The organism is Chryseobacterium urinae, from assembly GCF_030518295.1.
Taxonomy (GTDB): domain Bacteria; phylum Bacteroidota; class Bacteroidia; order Flavobacteriales; family Weeksellaceae; genus Chryseobacterium; species Chryseobacterium mucoviscidosis.
Genome location: NZ_JAULSJ010000022.1, coordinates 1 through 19,351 on the forward strand (window position 1 = coordinate 1; position 19,351 = coordinate 19,351).

At 36.8% G+C, this 19,351-nt stretch carries 14 protein-coding genes; 4 read left to right on the top strand and 10 right to left on the bottom strand.

The genetic code is table 11. From position 1 onward, the window contains the following. From QWT87_RS14030 to QWT87_RS14075, 10 genes are all read right to left on the bottom strand, one after another. On the bottom strand, window positions 1–2,375 hold a 2,375-nt coding region (locus QWT87_RS14030; protein ID WP_302716617.1), incomplete at its 3' end, for a hypothetical protein. 343 nt (window positions 2,376–2,718) lie between these two features. Next, window positions 2,719–3,273, bottom strand: coding sequence for a hypothetical protein (locus QWT87_RS14035; RefSeq protein WP_302716619.1), 555 nt, complete (start codon window positions 3,271–3,273; stop codon window positions 2,719–2,721). Between the two features lie 21 nt (window positions 3,274–3,294). Next, the gene (locus tag QWT87_RS14040; RefSeq protein ID WP_302716621.1) at window positions 3,295–3,657 is read right to left on the bottom strand and encodes a hypothetical protein; all 363 of its coding nucleotides are present in this window, start codon (window positions 3,655–3,657) and stop codon (window positions 3,295–3,297) included. A gap of 7 nt (window positions 3,658–3,664) precedes the next feature. Next, the gene (locus tag QWT87_RS14045) at window positions 3,665–4,405 is read right to left on the bottom strand and encodes a hypothetical protein (protein WP_302716623.1); all 741 of its coding nucleotides are present in this window, start codon (window positions 4,403–4,405) and stop codon (window positions 3,665–3,667) included. A gap of 245 nt (window positions 4,406–4,650) precedes the next feature. Continuing rightward, entirely contained in the window at window positions 4,651–4,848 is a 198-nt protein-coding gene (locus QWT87_RS14050) for a hypothetical protein (RefSeq protein WP_302716625.1), read from the bottom strand. Between the two features lies 1 nt (window position 4,849). Next, window positions 4,850–5,746 (bottom strand): polymorphic toxin-type HINT domain-containing protein, encoded by an 897-nt coding sequence (locus tag QWT87_RS14055; protein ID WP_337250583.1) that lies wholly within the window; start codon window positions 5,744–5,746, stop codon window positions 4,850–4,852. Window positions 5,747–5,786: 40 nt separating this feature from the next. Beyond that, window positions 5,787–6,275 (bottom strand): hypothetical protein, encoded by a 489-nt coding sequence (locus QWT87_RS14060; protein WP_302716627.1) that lies wholly within the window; start codon window positions 6,273–6,275, stop codon window positions 5,787–5,789. Window positions 6,276–6,278: 3 nt separating this feature from the next. Further along, window positions 6,279–10,529, bottom strand: coding sequence for a DUF6443 domain-containing protein (locus QWT87_RS14065; RefSeq protein WP_302716628.1), 4,251 nt, complete (start codon window positions 10,527–10,529; stop codon window positions 6,279–6,281). A 25-nt stretch (window positions 10,530–10,554) separates the two neighbouring features. Continuing rightward, window positions 10,555–13,416 carry a hypothetical protein gene (locus tag QWT87_RS14070; protein WP_302716630.1) on the bottom strand — a complete coding sequence of 954 codons (2,862 nt, stop codon included), beginning with the start codon at window positions 13,414–13,416 and terminating at the stop codon, window positions 10,555–10,557. 9 nt (window positions 13,417–13,425) lie between these two features. Next, on the bottom strand, window positions 13,426–15,048 hold the full coding sequence (locus QWT87_RS14075) for a T9SS type A sorting domain-containing protein (RefSeq protein WP_302716632.1): 1,623 nt from the start codon (window positions 15,046–15,048) through the stop codon (window positions 13,426–13,428). Window positions 15,049–16,081: 1,033 nt separating this feature from the next. Between QWT87_RS14075 and QWT87_RS14080 the strand changes: the two genes are divergently transcribed. From QWT87_RS14080 to QWT87_RS14095, 4 genes are read left to right on the top strand one after another with little or no spacing between them, the layout of a single operon-like run. Continuing rightward, a complete protein-coding gene (locus QWT87_RS14080; RefSeq protein ID WP_302716634.1) occupies window positions 16,082–16,708 on the top strand; it encodes an NUDIX hydrolase in 627 nt (208 codons plus the stop codon). Window positions 16,709–16,735: 27 nt separating this feature from the next. Next, on the top strand, window positions 16,736–17,542 hold the full coding sequence (locus QWT87_RS14085) for a lysophospholipid acyltransferase family protein (RefSeq protein WP_076395816.1): 807 nt from the start codon (window positions 16,736–16,738) through the stop codon (window positions 17,540–17,542). 8 nt (window positions 17,543–17,550) lie between these two features. After that, on the top strand, window positions 17,551–17,991 hold the full coding sequence (locus QWT87_RS14090; RefSeq protein WP_228408106.1) for a hypothetical protein: 441 nt from the start codon (window positions 17,551–17,553) through the stop codon (window positions 17,989–17,991). Window positions 17,992–17,997: 6 nt separating this feature from the next. Then, on the top strand, window positions 17,998–19,335 hold the full coding sequence (locus QWT87_RS14095; RefSeq protein WP_302716639.1) for a UDP-N-acetylmuramate--L-alanine ligase: 1,338 nt from the start codon (window positions 17,998–18,000) through the stop codon (window positions 19,333–19,335). Window positions 19,336–19,351: the final 16 nt, after the last annotated feature.

Genomic DNA, 19,351 nt, shown 5'->3' on the forward strand with positions numbered 1-19,351 from the left:
AGAATACCGATCATGTTTTTACTGATCATTAACTGGTTGTTTTTTTCGTGGGCGTACTGGTAATTTGTCTCTGTGATGCTGTTATCAGGGGTTGTGAGGGTTTGTTTGGTCATTTGATGATGATTAGCTGAGGTACTGAACGTTTTTGTACCTGATACCATGTTTTGAGATCCCAAATGTTCCGTTGTTGTTTTTATAAAATCTCCGTTTTCATCAAAATTCTGAAAAGAATAATAATAAGTATCAAATGGATAACCTGTTCCCCATGTAACAAAATCTGTCAGATTTTTAGGTTTAAAAATCATATCGTAATCAATACCATACACCGTTTTAGGCTTTATACCGTGTCCATCATTTACATAATACTCATAAGTTTCCTCCTGTCTGTCACCTAACTTATTGAATAAAATTTTTCCATTTTTAGGATAATCATAACAAGGCAGTGTAGATGAAGCTTTTAAAAAATTTCCGTCTGTATTGTTATAAAAACATGATCCAAGGTAATCTCCCAATGTTGTTTTGTTTTCAAATACGGAACTAATTGTAATTTTCTCATTGGTTAATAAATTAATTTTAGTTTCTTTTGCAGCAGTATAGGAGATTATTTTTCCACTTCCGGTTTGCATTGGAAATCTGCTTTGGGAGTTGACAAAGTTTTTTCCGGGAATTTGCTGAAGAAAATCAAGTTCGAAATTACTGATGCCGGATTCTACATCATTGTCATTTCTGTAATTGTAATTTTTAGAAAGAACCAGTATATTATTTTCGTTATAATTTTCAATTTTGTTAATTCTCAATCCTCCGAAGGGAACTTCAACGCCATACGCTGTATTTCTTGTGGTATTAGGATCAATCTCTTTCCATTTTATATTTAATGTTGCTTCATCAGCATTGTAATCAAAAAGCTGACTTTCCGGTGCATTCGGGTTTCCTGCATACACTTTTACCTGAATGGTGTTTGAAGCTGTTAATTGGTTGTATGGGATCTCAATAACTCTTGTTGTATTGGTTAAAAGCTTTTGAGATAAAAGCTCCTGATTATTTGCATTTAGTATTTTATAATATATAGAACAACTTCCGTTAGTGGGTAGTGAAAGATCAGGGTAGATGCATTTTGTAGTGGTGGTATTAAGCTCAAACCTTACACTGCTCTGGCTTGTCAGCTTATTGGCATCAATATTTAGGGGAATATTATAGGTTTTATTAATTTGTTGTAAAGGGTTTTCTGAAGTAGAAAAATAGGTATCAGACAAAACATAAGGAATAATATCATGTATTTTATAAGTTCTTTTTATATCCTGCTGAAAAAATATTCCTTTATTGCTTTCAGAATAAAATTTAGTTTTTCCTCCTGTAGGCATAATAATTTCTTCCAGCTGACCTGCTTTAGCAAAATCAGTATTCACATTCCTGTTATTTTCTTCTTCCAGGACAACATCTATACTTGGCGTTAAACTAGGATTATTTATTTTCCCATTATAGTAACCCCACCAGTCTCTTGCATAAGAAAACCGATGTGGCAAAATCTGGTTATTATAATTAAACTGATAAGAATTATGTAAGTTAACATCTCCATATATTACTTTTTTTAGCATTAATCTTTTCGTAATATTATCATTGTTTTCAAAATAATTGCAGGAGTAAACAGGAGCTGCAGGAGGCAGAGAGTTCATATAATCATATTGGAAAGAAACTTTATCAATATTTCTTCCATAATAATCTTTTATATCAACAGATTCCAGTTTTTTACTTGCTACATCATCAAAACGGGCAGACTTGTTAAATACAACTTCTCCGAAATTTCCGTAAATTCTTTTAATCTGATAATTGTAACCTTTGGTTCTGGAAAAGTTGTTATAGACAGTACCCCTTGGATCATCAGGATTAAAGGAGTCGACCGTTTTCGTTTGTCCTGCCATCTCACAGGTATCATAAAACAAACCTTGTTCGTATTCGAAATTCAGTTCGCTGTTCTGAGGACTAATAATTTTTTCCAGTATCCATGTCTGATTATACGATGACTGAGAACCCATGGGTTCAGTCCCGATGGATGTTCCTCCGTGAGTATAAGTATGAGAAAAACTTAATGTATTTCCCTTCTTATAAATATACTGAAATCCTGTAGGACTTATAAATGTCCATTTTCCCGAAGTAGTATCATAATTAATTGTATAGTCTGAATCTGGAAACTGTACAAACTGTCCCACTGGATTTTGAGAATTCCGTTCCTGATTAACCATAAATGATAACGTTTGTCCATCGGGTAAAAATACTTTGTAATCATCAGACTCCAAATCCAGAGTTCCGCTTCTGTATCTTTCATCTATATTATAAGCTGCACTTGCAGGAAGTATACCCTGACTTATTTTACGCATTATGTCGGCTGCAATAGCAACTGTATATTGTGTTTCATAGAAGAATCCATTAGGCAAATCATCAGGAAGCTGCCGTACTGTCCTTATTAAAGAGGGAGCAGATAATGACCAACCCAGCCCTACCCAGGAGGATTTCTCATTTACAGGAATCCCACTGTAATTATACGATAATCTAATATCATAGATAATATCAGAGTTTTTGATGGTATAAATAGGAATTCCAATGTCGGGTTTTCTCTATTTTTAATATTTATCGTTTCGTTTTTCTATTAGAGAGCGAAACTAAATTATAGAACAAAGAGACTGTCCTTTTTAGACAGTCTCTTTTATTATTGCTCACGGATTACAAATCCGCGAGATCGGTTGAATTAGGAAGCTTTTTTACAAATTCTTTTATTTTAATATGCTTCATCCCATCGTGTTGCATATAATGTTCAATTTTTAATGCTTCATTATAATCCTTATAAGATATTTTATACATTAATAGACCTAAAGAAAATTTTGATATTTCAAGCCTTAATTTCTCCATTTCCAATGGATGAACCTTACCATCTTTTTCAAGCATTTCTGCAAAATCTGTCAGTTTTTGACATATATAATAAATCTCATCTTTAAGGAAGACAGTAGGTAACCTAAATAAAAAGTGAATTAAAGCAAGAATTTTTCTTTTATTAAGACTGTATTCATTTATTCCGTAAAAATATCTTATTTTGTTAATATTTATATCATTGTTTGCTAATAAGAGTTTAATTACTTCTCTAGGATTTACCTGATTTAAATAAAAATCTTTCAATTCTTTGAGGCTTGTCCATCCTGCTCTGTGTAATGATAAATCTGCTTGATGTAGATAAGCAAATAGAAATATACATAGATTATATTCTAATTTTATTTTTTTCATAAATAAATACAATTCAAACCATTATTCTTTTAAGAAACCTTCAAAAGAATCTCCAAACTCCGACTCCAACCCTTTTGCCAGAGCTATACCTGTTGTTGAACTTAATTCAAAATCAGAATTTTCATCAATTATTTTCGATATCGTTTCTAAAGCTTTATGATCGTAATATTGACTTACAAAGAATTTAGGATTATTTAAAGAAAAAGCCCCTTTAAGATATTTACAACCTGACATAACAAGATATATAATATCTTGTTTTTGTTTTGAATTTATTTTTATTGCTAATTTCGTATGAGTAATATCAAACAACCAAATTCTTGCCTGATCTCCTGTATAATCATTTAATATATTATTTATTTCGTCTATTTTTGTTGATATATTCATAATATATTTATTTGTGTATAAATTGTGCTCCATCCCAAATAACTTCATTTCCTCCCTTTATAAAAGTGGTTTTCTGTAATAATCCAGGATTGGTTAGTACATGATTAAATTCAAAATTTGTAATTCCTGGCTTATGATAAAATGGATCAAAATTTGTAACTTCAAACCTAATACCTGCCGCATTTTCTGCGGCTTCTCTGAATGAAGATCTAAAGTGAAATTTATCAATTGATGCTTTCCCCCAATCTACAGTTGTTAATCCTGCTTTTTGCCACGCACCATATTCATAAATTATAGCTCCAGTTCCTCTATGTAAAGCTAAATCTTTATCAATTCCTAAACCGATTATTTTTCCTTCTAAAGGTAATTCTTTTAAAGCTAATTGTGGTTTTTTCAAAATAACCGCAGCCAATAAGGTAGCCGCAAAAAAACTTTCCTGTTCATCCTTATTAAAATTATTTTCTACATATATCCCTGCAATATCGAAAATTCCTAACGGATCACCTATTCCTCCAATCATCATTACCCCTCTGTCATTTCTGACACCAGCCATTGGATCAAACGGTTGTGCCTGTCTTCCTATATACGTAGATAAATGCTTATCAATTCCAAAACTTAAAGTTAATCCAGTAAGTGCTAAGTTTCCCTGATAGCTTTTCGGTGCAGATAAAACAAGCGGCGGCAATGTATAAGTACCATCCCCCATAGTAAATCCGCCACCATATCCTACAGTAGAACCATACGCCAAACTTCCGCCTCCAGCATGACCTCCTTTATCTCCGCCATCGTAATTACAAATCCGCGAGATCGGGTATTGGAGTTCGGATTACATGCTTTAGCACACAATTTAAGAGAAAAAGTCGCCTGAAGAGGACAACTTTTCACTTTTTCTGAAAATATTGAAAAAATTTTATAACAAAAATCCGCCTCAAATTTTGTTGTGAGACGGCTTCCTTTATTATTGCTCACGAATTACAAATCCGCTAGAGCGGTTTATTCACTGCTATTACCATAGATTAGCAAACCACAAATAACAAATATTATTACGGTAATAAAACCAACTTTAACATCTTTGGATTCTTCTTTTTCAAAATTTTTCTCAGATGCTTGTTGTTGGTTTTTAAAATTAAGTTTAAAAACAAAAATGAATCTTATTAAACTGCCTAACAATCCTAAAAAATTTATATCCATTTTAAAATTCTGCTGTATTATATATTGTTTTTTTTGTTACTATTTTAATTCCAAGCTTTGCTCCGAAATTTAAAATAGGTTGTTTCACTAAATTTAATTTCGCTCCTACACCAAATGAAAGAGCCTCAATACCAGGTATAGCAATTTTTTCAAACTTTTCTTGTTCAGACATTACAGTTTCTCCGTCTATGTACTTCATTGTCCTACCAAAAGATCCATTTTTAAATCCCCATAAAGTCATATCCATTTTCACATGTATATTTTCCATTCTTCCTTGCTTATACATTTCTTTTGGAACTTGACTCAAGCCGTAAAAGAAATAAGCAAAAAATTCAACTCCTTCAACTGGCTTTGAGATGATATTATCAGCGATAAAATTCCATCCTTTTCTTATTGTTGAATATTCGGATCTTGGATTGCCTTGATCTTTATTCATAAAAGAATTCAAATTTAAGCTTCCTTTGTTTGCAACAAGCCCTTGTATACTATTTCCACTCGCAGGCATTCCATTTGTCCAGTACACGTAATTTAGAACTCCATTGGTGACTGTGCCATAATAAGAATTAAAATTACCATTAAAATCTAGTGTAGATCCAATACCATATCCGGCATACAGACCCGCAGTTCCTCCTACATAGACAAAACTGCCAATTCCTCCGCCAGCCCCTGGCTTTCCTCCGGATTCCGAATCACTTGAACTATTTTGCCAATAAGAATTGGTTCCATCTGGATAATTATGATTGTCTTCAACCTCAAAGTTATAGACTTTTACCTTTTCATCCAAGAAATTAATAGATTCTACAGAAGAAGTTGTTTCGTCTAAGGTTGTCAAAAGCATTCCCTTGGTAAGGTCTTTGGCTTCTATCCAGCTTCCGTTTATGTATAAAGAGACCGATATTTTTAATCAGTCTCTTTTCAAATACTTATTTATCAAAACATTATTCGTGATTTTTTTTACTTGGATTAAGATACCATCTTCCTTCTTTTTTATATAACATAATATTATAGATTAATATTTTAGTGAAAAAAGAAGGATAATCAGAATCTACTTTCAATAAAACCTTACGTCCATCCACTTTCTCTATACATATAATATTAGTTTTTGGATGATCGTAACCTTCTTTTTTATAATTAAACTTCTCATAATCATTGCAAAGTTCATAAAAATCATTTGGGTAAATCTCATAGAAATTATTGTTAATCATAGATATTACCCTATTTGAAGTTACAAGTAAATATGAATCATTTAAATCACATTCTAATATCGGTAATTCATTTGGCAATAAATATACTTTTGTGGATTTATAATTATTATCAACAATTTTTGTGTACATTTTATCATTAAATGTGTGCCAATCTTCAGGCTTTTTATCAATACATCTTAACGTAATTTCCAACACTTTTTTTTTAAATTCTTTTGTCTCCATATTTTAATGTAAAACTTTTTCCCAAAAAACAGTATCTCCTTCTCTACTAAAATAATAGCCTAATTCATCTGCCCATCCTCCATGTTTAAGAAAAGAATTATGAACCATATTAAACTGTATGCGAACTTCACTCATTCCATATTTTTTCGCCATATTTTCAGCTGTTTCCGCTAATGCTTTCATTACACCATTTCTAGGCGCACTTGAGCTTCTTAATATTGCAGTAACTTGCAATTCCATGACATCTCCTGTAAACCATCCCATATTAATACTAGCATCAAAATTTGAAACATATTTCCCAAAGTGTCCCATAAATTCATTCATTAAGGAACAATCATTATGTACCAAAATCCCTTTCTCAGAAACATAGTAATTGTGATTGCCTTCAACCTCAAAGTTATAGACTTTTACCTTTTCATCCAAGAAATTAATAGATTCTACAGGAGAAGTTGTTCCGTCTAAAGTGGTTAAAAGCATACCTTTGATAAGGTCTTTGGCTTCTGTCCAGCTTCCATCTACGTAGAACGGATGTTCCGGGGTGCAGATAATTTCGGTACCGTTTACAGAGATTTTTACCAATGAAGAAGAAATATTGCGGGATAGCTCAACTACTTTTTTCAGTTCTTTTTTGCCTGTTCCTTCATTGTAGCTCCATACAAAATCTCCCTCCTTAATATCTTCAATCTTTTTGCTTCCGTTTTCTGTGGCAACCAAAGTTCCTTCTGTAAAGCAGATTCTAATCAATCCGTTAGACACTCTTCCCAATGGTCCACAAAGATAGCGGCTTAAATTAGCGGCTCTCCATCCGGCAGAAATTAATTCCCCACCAGCAAAAGAAGCAGGGAGTTCTAAAAACAGAAACTTTTCAAACTCTGCAACTTCCATCGATGCTTTCGAGTTCAGAATGTATTGCCCCATGTTGCTGCTGTTTACATCATAATTCCAATCTCCTAAAGCTCCGGTAATTTTGCTCATCATAAGGGAACGATTGTATCCGATATTATCAGAATCATTCCAACTAAATTTGCTTCCTTTAAAATTTAAAACAAGCGGCGGCAATGTATAAGTACCATCTCCCATGGTAAATCCGCCACCATATCCTACAGTAGAACCATACGCCAAACTTCCGCCTTCAGCATGACCTCCTTTATCTCCGCCATCGTAACTTGTAAATCCGCCATTACCATTGTTATACCAATATGAGTTTGTACCATCTGGTGTGGCATCCCACATGGCAGCTGTCCAGGCCGACATAGTAACTCTGCCATCCGGGTCAAACATATTGGTGGGGTTATTCAGTACATAAGCATATGGACTTGCAGACAAATAGCTTTCAGCCAATTGATCTATTCCGTTCCATCTTCCGATATCCGGCATATATTCTCTCCAGCCATAACTGTAGATCCCGGTTTCCTGAAGTTCTTTACCATTGTACTTATTGCTTTTGTAGCTTCCCTGAGCAAAATAAGCATTCCCTGTCTTTAAATGATTCATCCCGAAAGGGTAGTAATCATTACTATCTGTAATCTCAAGAGCGCCTGCGCTGTTTCTTCCGTAAGAAACTCTTATATTTCCCAACTGGTCTACGTACTGGTAAATATACTGATTTTTTGCGTAATCGTAATATCCTTCTGCGGTAGCAAAGTACTGGAGATCGGGAGTTTTAACGGTTGTAGTTGCGGGAATAGTCTTTGCCTCTACCGAGAATGCCTCTGGTTCCATAGCCCGAAGTGACGATGAGGATGCCATAAGCATTTCAGAGCCTCCACCTCCTGTATTCGGGGTTTCAGTTGCTAAATATTGAAATCCGTCTATATAATCTGTTATCTTCTTTGAAGTAGTTGATCCCGAAATTCCGGTAATCGTAGTGGTACTCTCTTTTCTCAGTTTTGTTCCTTCTGCGCTGTATAAAGTCTTTACAGAAACATATTCATTCCCGTTTCTTACTATCTCCATGGCAGATGGCAGATCCAGATAATTGTACTTTACGGATGAAATACCTTTATCTGGCATGGAAATCATGTTTCCGTTTCCGTCGTAGCCAATGGTATTTCCTCCGCCTTCATAACCTGTCGGGTTTTGCGAGGCATCGGTAATGCTTATCATTTGGTTTCCGGAATAAGCATAGGTAAGATTGTCTATTACTGCGGCAGTGTTGGTTCCGCCTTCCAAAACAGCAGTTCTGTAAAGATTACTAATATTTCCATTAAGGTCATAATCTAAAACTTCCGTATTTTCCTTACTGTAAGGATTGTTTGGGTTTTGATAATAGCCTGCCAGAAGCCTGTTGGCAGAGTCATAAGAATATCCATATCTTTTTGGTGTTAAAGAAGGATTTACCCCTATGGTTTCTACTGCTCTCCAGTCTACTTCCGCGATGCTTCCATCGTATCTTGGGTTTACATTTTTTCCCGAAAATTGTGAAGGAGCAGGATTGTCAATACCTTCTTTCTGGGTGTACTTAATTTTGTAAGCAAATAATTTACCTCCAAGATCGGCAATGTCCATCTGGTTTTTATTAATATCGGTGAGCCAGCCTCTGATATTGTAACTATAGTCAATACTTTGAAGATTATTTCCTACTTTCTTATTAATAACCTGTGAAAGGTCATTATAGGTATTCTCTGTCAGCAATTCTTCCGGTTTGTCATCTACCTGATGATAGTGCTGTTTTAACCTTTTCTGAGGATCATATACAAAACGTTCTTTGATGGTTACGCCCGGTTCATCTGCTTTTCTTGCATGATAAACATAAGATTTCAGTATGGTTCCTGAAAAATCCAGCTCTGATTCTGTCTTAGAATATCCACCCAAATGGTTTTTACTGTAGGTTCCGATTACCCTGCCAAGAGTGTCATACCAGATAAAAGCAGAAGACCAGCTGTCGTTTTCAACGTTTTTGGTATAACCCGCTGTAGGAAGCGACTTCGTACTTCTCACGGAGCTTAATCCGTTAGAGGTAAAAGCTGTAGGTGCCGTAGCCAAAGTAGCCTGATTCCGTATCTGTGATGGCTGTGCGGGTGAGCCGACAGGATATTCATCATAATAATTAACTCCCAAAATCGTCATGCTTCCTGTTGGGAAAGCTGTTTTGGTATAATATACATCTATACCGTTCAGGGTAAATGGTGTTGTACTTGGTATTTCATTATTATTGGCATTTGAAGACATATTATTCAGTGCTGTCTGCATGGTAGCTCTTTCCGCATTATTGGCGAAAAATCCCGTATAGGCTATTCTTCCGAATTTATCATATTTATTAAACAGCCAGCCTCTTTTTGCAAAGCTGTTGGTGGTTATTCGCAAATTGGCATCCTGTGAAAGCACCACGCGGCCTTGCTGATCATACACCATGTATTCCCATCCTTTTCCCGGAATTTTCTTTTCCGCAACCCTGTTGTATTTATCATATTTATACTGGTAGCATAAATTATTTATGACATCTGTTGTTACCACAGAAACAGCCGCTTTCGGAGGAATGACCATTGAAAGGTTATCAAAAGCATCATAGACGTAATACGTATCCAGATTTTCTGTGGTTCCGTTTGGTTTTTTATTGATCTTACGAACTAACAGCGTCTGTTTTTTGGAGTTAACGAATGTTTGGGTTTCATTGTCGTTTTCATCTTTAACCACCATTTTATACAAAGTGTTGGCATTATAATATCCGTTTGTTGTGTAAGAATCATCAGGAGCAACAGTAATGGAAACATCATTAATTTGTGATGAGGCATTCCAGCTTGTTGATGCTTTATATTTTTTAACTTCACCGGCATCATTGGAAAGATATTCCATTTTTTGGGTATGCGTTCCGTTTATTTGCCAATCCGCTCCGGGAGCAGCAGATTTTACAGCCCTTGCCAGTGGTGATTTCTCATACAAAACTTCCGAATAGGCATTGGAAACCCCATAATAAGCATTTGCTGAACTTTCTCCAATCCCCGGTATATAGGCTCCGTTTTGTGAGTCTACAGGCTGGGGCAAAAAGTTTTTGGTTTGCCTTCCGGATTGGTCATAGACGGAAGGAACGATTAGATCTTTTCCGGTGGGAGTTGCTTTAATGGCAATACTTTGGGTTGTTCTTCCCAATCCGTCAAGATATTGGACACCCTGAATCTGAGCGGCATTGGGCTGCTCTGAAGTGACGGGCTCCAGATAGGTTCTGCTGTATATGTAATTTTCTGTGTTTGTTAAACTCTGCCCATGAAACAAAGCCACAACAAGAAAAGACATGATGGATATAATTTTTTTCATAACTGATTACTTTTAATGGAAATTATTATAGTTGTGGTTTGATATTATATTTATAATCCTTGATGATATTTCCGTTAACATCCACTACTGAAATTAATCTTCCGTTTTTATCGTATTTATAAATCTCTCTGATTCCGGTAGGAGGTGTTACGGTGGTTGCTCCTACTAAAGGATCATAAGTAAAAGTTGTAATACTGGCATTTCGCAATGCAGGCAGACTTCTGAAGCTATCCAGTGCATTTATCAATGCGGTTTCTGAAGCAGCATCTGCATCCGTGTTAGATTTCAGGATAATATCGTCTGCCAGATTTCCAATATCCGACAATTTTACTCCTTCTATTTTAGCAATCGGGAAGCTTTGATTATACCCCCAGATGATAACAGTCGGAGTTCCCGCTCCTGTTGCAGCATTATAGTTAGAAGTTAATTGTCTCACATTTCCTTTGGAATCGTAATCGTCATATTTTATGGTTACTTTATTGCTGTTATCATTCGGATTAATACTTACTACGGATGACGGATATAAGTTCCCCGAATTTTCATATTTTACCGTGGTGTTTGAAACAAGCTTTCCATTATTTTTAACTTCCGTTTTTACAGGAATTCCTGTCATATAAGCATTTTCTAAATTCTGATATTCCGCAGAATCTCCGGCATAGGTAACGGTTTTTTCAGTAATATTCCCATCCGATGAGGTTTCTTTTACCGATGCCACTTTAAAATTGGCAGGATTAAATTCAGTCTCCACCTTACTTTCAACAAACCTGTTATTTCCCGTATAATCTTTTGTAATGACTTTTGTACTTTTCAAATACGCTTTTTTAGTCACTCCACCATCAACAGATACTTCAGGCATCTGGTTTAAGGTTTCAAAAGTAAAATCATAGTTAACAACAGATAATAGCTGATTGAGGTTATTGAAAATCTCTTTTTTCTCCATGACCCCTGATTTGGTTACATTATAATACGGCCAGAAGCTGGTACTGATACCATTATAAGTGTATGCAGTTTTTGGATAGTCATTAGGGTTTTTAAAATAATAATTGACATATCCATTGTCACTATCATTGGTCACCTTTACATTTTTATAAATAACTACCGGAGTATAGTCTGATGCTGAACTTTCCATTTCAGGATAAAAACGATAACCGCTTGAACTGTTGGAGTCGTTAAAGACATTATAATCGTAGGCAACTGTTTTTGTCGGTTGAGAATTTAATGCAGAGTTAAAATATTTAATATCTTTTATACGTATTCCCAGTTTTTTATCATTACTCACGGCATTTTTATATGGTGCAGGCTTGCTTCCTATATCTGACAGGGTGATCATCCCGTGTCCTCCGGTTCCGGTGATTTTGATGGTATGATTTCCCGGCATTAAATACAGTGTTTTATATGATATTGATTTTCCTTCTAACGCCTCATCATTAAAACTATAACATGTATTAGTAAGATCAGGATCGTTGTCAACTGTATAATCAAGAAAAGATTGAGGATCAGCAGTTGTAAAAGCAGGATAATATTTATCTGCATTAAAATCTATATATATCTTTTTCAGCTGACCGGGTGTGCCTGTTACCTGAAAAGTATAAGTATTTGTAACATGGGTATCAAAATCTATCCCTGCAAAAGATTGCATGAACTGGACTTCTGGATCTGAAAAGTTTTCAGGGGTTACATAGTTTACAATGTTTTTGTTGACATAATATTGGTTTGCTTCAAAATTATATTCAACCATTCCTCCTGTTGGTAAAATAACCCGGTATAGGGTGCCTACAGAATTGGAAACCGGGGTTTGAGGTTCTGAAGAACAAGCCCTTTCTCCTGAAACATTATCAAAATAATAATCGGTGTATAACAGTTTGGTCGTTTCCAATGGGCTTCCGGTGGGGTTAGACAAATTAATTTTATTAATTCTTGTCAATGTTCGTTTATTTTCCACGTGAATACTATATTCAAACCCATATTGTGAAACAATTCCTCCATTATTATTTTTAAGGGAAACTTTTGTAATACTGTAGGGATCGTTCATAGTGCCTTCTAAAGAGGCATCATAATTATAATCAATAGCTATGGAGCCCATACCCGGAGACATAATGTTTTTTATCTTACATGATTGATAAAGCAGTTCAGCAGTACCGGGTTTGTTTCTGTTATCTTTTTGGTAGGTGTAGCTTAAGAGCTCAACGTTATCAGAGTTTTTAATTTGAGACAAATAAAAAGCCGATTTATATAATGCCCCGGATGTTTGTGGATGGGTATAACTTCTGCTTTGACTATAATCATTGAATATATATTTGTATCCGTTATCATCTGTTATGGTAAATGAATTGACAATTAATGTCTCGGTATTGCTGCTTCTGGTATAATCAATTTTAATATTATTGGGAGTGAGATTAATAATCTGAAAAGTATTATTGTCTGTATTCCTTTCAATCTTAAATTTCCCAGAGATACCCGGCAGATTGTAATAGTATATATCATTAAATTTATTCTTTTTATATGCCGTCCAACCGGCATCGTCATAACGCTCATCCAGTTCATCCACTATTTCCCTTGATATAACACCTCCTGCAAACATAGACCATCCAATTCCAACTTCACTTCCGGCTTCTTCTCCATTCATATTTAATGGGTGGTATTGTAATGCCAGTCTTGTACCTATATTTTTATCAATGGAAGATAACCCCAATAAAGGAAACTTGATGTCGGGAACTCCCGTTGCGAGAGATACCGGAGCTTCTGTATAGCTGATTAATGAAGAAACTGAGGGTACCGGTCTTGGTAAGTCCCCGAAATTAATATCTGATATGGGTTGCTGCTGCCCCCATAAAGGTACAGAAACAATCCCGGCTATTAAATACAATAGCGTAACAATTTTTTTCATGATTGTATGTTATTTTTTAATCAATTTGGCATTCGCCGTTTTGTCATTGGTTTTTACCACCACCAGATACGCCCCCTGAATCAAAGGTTGGGTATTGATTTTGGTGATCTTATTTTTCGTTTTTACCGTTTCAAGCTTTCTTCCGCCCATATCATATACCGCGATTTCAGCTTCAAACGCGCCTTCTCTCAAGCCCTCAAACCCAAGCTCCACGTACACATAATCCGTTACCGGGTTCGGGTAGATCTTGATATCTTGCTTTTCGATCAGCTGGTCAACCTGTTTGTCCCCAAGCTTCACGATCTTCCAGTTTTCTTTGCCTAATTCTTCTGCGCTGGTTCCTGCGAGTACAATCGATCCGTCACGGTTCAGCTTAATATCAGATAACCGTTCCTCTTTTTTTCTGGATTCTCCCTTCACGTGCTTTCTCCACTGCTCATTTCCGTTCTGGTCGAGATACAGCATCCAGAAAGTCTCATCATCATTTTCAATCCTGCCTTCCGCCTGTGTGTAACCGCCCAAGAGAATTCCCTTAGACTTCCCGCCTCCGTCTTCCTGCTTCCCGGCAATCACACTCATTCCCATCAGAACATCCCTGTTTTTAAAGCTGTAGGATTTCTGCCAGAGTTCTTCGCCCCGATCATTAAGAGAGAGGAGCCATAAATCGGTTCCGTCTTCAATACCAACGGATTTATTGCCCGATCTTTCCGATCTGGATTCTCCACCGATCAGATAGCCGGTTGAAGTCAGTGCCAGTGTTCTTACATGATCATCGCCTTTTCCTCCGAAATTCTTTTCCCATTCCACTTTTCCGTCTTTCGAAAGCTTAACGATCCAGTAATCGCCTTCGCCAAAATTGTTGCTTGTTTTTGGTTGATAGTTGATGGTTTTATTACTTCCGGCCTCCGTCGTCCCGCTTCCGGCGTTTACTTCAGAGCTTCTGGAGTAGATCCCTAACAAAGCTCCCCCGTCTTTGGTAGGAATCATCTGTTCAACTTCATCCAGACCTTTTCCGCCTAAAATCAATTGGGATAGTTCCTTCCCGTTTTTATCCAGCCGTACCACCAAAAGATCTTTGGAGCCGTAGCCTTTCGTTGAGTTCTGCAGATTACCCGCAACAAAAAATCCAAAATCTGTTGTCTGGATCACCGCCCTTGCTTCTTCATCAGAAGTTCCGCCAATGGTTTTCTGCCATAATTCATCGCCAAATTCGTTGATTCTTATCAGCCAGAAATCGCTGCCGCCTCTAGAATCCTCTTTTTTATCCAGTCCTTTTCCGCTGTAGGAAGTTCCGGCAAGAAGAAACCCTCCTTCCTGCGTATTGACGGTTGCCGATAAAAAATCATGGTTTTTTCCTGAGAAATATTTTTCCCAGACTTCTTCGCCCTGCTGGTTGAGTTTTACCAGATGGAAATCGTAACCGTTGTTCTGCTTTTTGTTGTCAGATGCTGGTTGATTGTTGTCAGGACGGATGCTGCTTCCGGTAATTAAATACTGCTGATCGATGGTCGTGGTGACCTGTGAGAGAAAGTCCTGCGTAGAAGACCGGATATCTTTCTGCCACACCACTTCTTGGGCGGAAACACCCAGAATGCTGCACAAGGTGAGCATACTCATGGCGAGTTTTTTCATGTGTCGTGTAATTTTAAAAGTTATTATAAGGTGAAAATTAAGAAAGGGAATGCTTAGAAAAATCTGGAAATCCGCATTCTTAAAGAATTGATATTGAATTTGACAGAACCTGTCCGAAATTTACTTGTTTTAATCATGGCTATTGTTTTTTTATGAGCTTTTAACAGCTTGTTTTTATTAATTTTTTGTTCAGAATAATAAAAATAAACTCTTGTCTTTTTTACTTTTCTGCAAAATTACAAAGCATTAACGACAAAACATGTCGTTTTATTTTTAAAGGATGCAATTTTTTTCAAAAAGGTTGGAAATCATGATGAAAATATTTTTTATGGGTGTATTTTAACGTACGCTTCGGCTCCGCTCAGCGTACGATGGTGGGTTTGGTTGCAATGATTTGTTTAAAATGGAGTCTTATTGATGTGCGCTTCGGCTCCGCTCAGCGCACGGTGATGGTTTGGTTTACAATGATTTATTTAAAATAAAGTCGCACTGAAGTACGCTGAGCGGAGCCGAAGCGTACAATTAAGGAAATACTTTCATAAAATTCTCCCGAAATCCTTCGATTGTTGTTCGGTCTTTCTTCGGAAAAAAACCCATTTTTCCGAAGCCGATCCGAAGAAGACCCGAACATGATCCGAAGAAATGGGTTTTCAAACCGGTCAAAACCAGTCAAAAGCAGTCAAAACCGGTCAGAATTTTTTATGGTGGTGGAAAATGGACATTTCTGTGGTAATTTTAACCCGTTCATCAGAAAACATCTTTTAAAAACAAGCAAAAAAAAACAGATTTTCATAAATTCAATTCAGTCATTCAAAGAAATAAACCAAGCAGTACGCTGAGCGGAGCCGAAGCGCACAACAACCAACAACCATCAACCATCAACCATCAACCATCAACCATCAACCATCAAACATCAATCATCAATCATCAACCATCAATCATCAACAAACAGCCAACCACCACTCTCCCACTTTTACCATTAATTAACATTCTCCGCTCTTCCTTTCTTCAAAAGAAATGATTAAATTTGAGAATGAGTTTTGGAAAAGATTTATTAAAAAAAATAAAAACTGCGGAATTGCCGGGAATCCATGCGCACGGTGTTTTCTCGCCTCCTTCCCGCCCTCTTTTTACGTATGAAGAGGTTTTGGAAAAAAATCCAAAGTTTGCTGCCGTAAATATTGTTTTGTACCTGAAAAACGATGAGTGGCATTTCCCTTTAATCCAGAGAACCATTAATGAGCACGACCGTCACAGCGGACAGATCTCTTTACCGGGCGGAAAACGCGAAGAAACGGATGAGGATTTTGCAGAAACTGCCGTGCGTGAGACGTCTGAAGAAATCGGCATCGAGAAACATTATGTACGGATGATCCGGGAGATGTCACCGATCTACATTCCGCCAAGCAACTTTTATGTGTATCCTTATATTTCGTATACGAAAAAGAATCCGGAATTTATTTTACAACAGAGCGAGGCGGTGGAAGTTATCGAGTTTCCGATTACCTGCTTTCTCAATCTTCCGGACGAGCCGGACATGATGGTTTTACCAAGTACGGCAGGAAATGAAGTTCCGGTGATTAATTTCAACGGATATATTATCTGGGGCGCTACTGCAATGATCCTTAGCGAATTCAGCCAGTTGCTGAAAAAAATGTAACTTTGCAATACCGTGTTTAATTGAGAGATGGCGAAGAAAAACATTTTCACCGACGCGTTCGGAACTCCTTATTTTTTAAAAAGGCTGATTATTTTTATTTTAGGAATTGTATCTTACAGAAGATTCAACGGCTTTAATAAACTGAAAATCACCGGTACTGAGTATCTTGTGGATCTTCCGGATTCCAATGTGCTTTTTGTATCCAACCATCAGACGTACTTTGCAGATGTGGCAGCGATGTATCATGCATTCTGCTCGGTAAACAATGGATATTTAAACACCATTAAAAATCCGATCTATCTTTTAAATCCTAAAATTGATTTTTACTATGTAGCTGCGGAAGAAACCATGAATAAAGGGATTCTTCCTAAAATCTTTAAGATTGCAGGAGCAGTAACGGTAAAAAGAACGTGGAGAGCAGAAGGTAAAAACGTCAACCGAATGGTAGACATGAGTGAGGTAGATAATATCATGAAAGCCCTGGATAACGGTTGGGTAGCTACTTTTCCTCAGGGAACCACGGCAGCGTTTGCACAGGGAAGAAGGGGTACGGCAAAATTGGTAAAAAACCAACGTCCTATTGTTATTCCTATTAAAATTAACGGGTTCAGAAGGGCATTCGATAAAAAGGGACTTCGTGTAAAAGTAACGGGTGTAAAACCAACCATGGAATTTAAAGCACCTCTTGATATAGATTACGACAAAGAAAACGCGCAGCAGATTCTGCATAAAATCATGACAGCGATTGAGCAGACGGAGGATTTCAATGTTCTGCACAGTTACGATGAAGAATTAAAAGCTAAAAAATCAGAGCAAAAAGAGTCAGATAATTAAAGTATAAAATGATGAAAAGAATATTAGGAATTTTATTCGCGATCATAGTATTAGTATCCTGCAACAGCCAGAAAGTGTATTCAGATTTCGACATCAGCTATTCGAAAAGCGGGGGATTTGCACCGATATATGAAAATCTTCTGATTAAAGGAAATACTGCCCATTATTCTTTCGAAGGACAGGGTAAAAAATACAAGCAGGATTTTAAAATTACAGACGAAGATCTTAAAAAGCTTGATAATACACTCTCCCAGAATAATTTCAGAAGAATACAGGAAGACCACCAGAAAATTTATGACGGGATTGCCACAACGATCAACATAAAAAAAGGTCCGAATGAAGGCAGCAAAACCGATGCAAGCTCGGTAATGCCGAATTACAAAACAAACTGGACGAACATTACCAATGCTTTTCAGGAGATCATTAATACTAATGTAAAAAAACCGTAAATACAGTTGAAAACCCATTTCATCGCGATCGGCGGAAGTGCGATGCACAATCTTGCCATTGCATTAAAAGATAAAGGATACCATGTAACAGGTTCGGATGATGCGATCTTTGAACCTTCGAAATCACGTTTGGAAAAGAAAGGAATTCTTCCCGGAGAAATGGGATGGTTTCCGGAAAAGATCACTTCCGATATCGATGCCGTCATTCTCGGAATGCACGCACATCAGGACAATCCGGAACTGGCGAAAGCCAAAGAGCTTGGACTGAAAATCTATTCGTATCCCGAATTTCTATACGAACAGTCTAAAGATAAAACAAGAGTGGTTATTGCCGGTTCGCACGGAAAAACAACGATTACTTCCATGATTCTCCATGTGCTGAATTTCCATCAGAAAGAGGTGGACTTCATGGTGGGAGCGCAGCTGGAAGGTTTCGACTGTATGGTGAAACTTAGCGAAGACAATGATTTTATGGTGTTGGAAGGGGATGAATATCTTTCCTCTCCTATCGATCTCCGTTCGAAATTTTTGCTCTATCAGCCGAATATTGCTTTGCTGAGCGGAATTGCATGGGATCACATCAACGTTTTCAAAACATTTGATGATTATGTGGAGCAGTTCAGAAAATTTGTGGCAAGCATTACGGCAGGCGGTGTTCTGGTATACAATGAAGAAGATGCCGAAGTGGTAAAAGTGGTGGAAAATGCTGAAAATTATTTCAGAAAAATTCCTTACAAAACCCCTGAATACGAAATTGTAAACGGAAAAGTTCACCTGAAAACGGAAATGGGCGATGTTCCGCTTTCGGTTTTTGGCGCACATAATTTATTAAATCTTGAAGGCGCAAGACACATCTGCCATACTCTGGGAATCATGGATGAAGATTTCTATGAAGCCATTATGAGCTTTAAAGGAGCCTCAAAGCGTCTGGAAAAGGTAGAAAGAGAAGACAACGGAACATTGTATAAAGATTTTGCACACGCGCCGAGTAAGGTAAAGGCAGCCGTAAAAGCATTCTGTGAGCAGTTTAAAAACGAAAAGAAATATGGTTTTCTTGAACTTCATACGTATTCCAGCTTAAATCCTGTGTTTCTGGAGCAGTATGATCACGCAATGGACGGACTGGATGAAGCGATTGTTTTCTATTCTGAAGATGCCCTGAAAATCAAAAGAATGGAGCCGATTTCACCGGAACTGATTAAAGAAAAGTTCAAAAATGAAAATTTAAAAGTCTTCACCAACGCGGAAGAACTTCATGCATACTGGAACACGCTGGATAAAACTGAGGGCGTTTATCTCATGATGAGCTCCGGAAATTTCGGAGGTCTTGATCTTACGAAATAAACTGTACAGAATATAA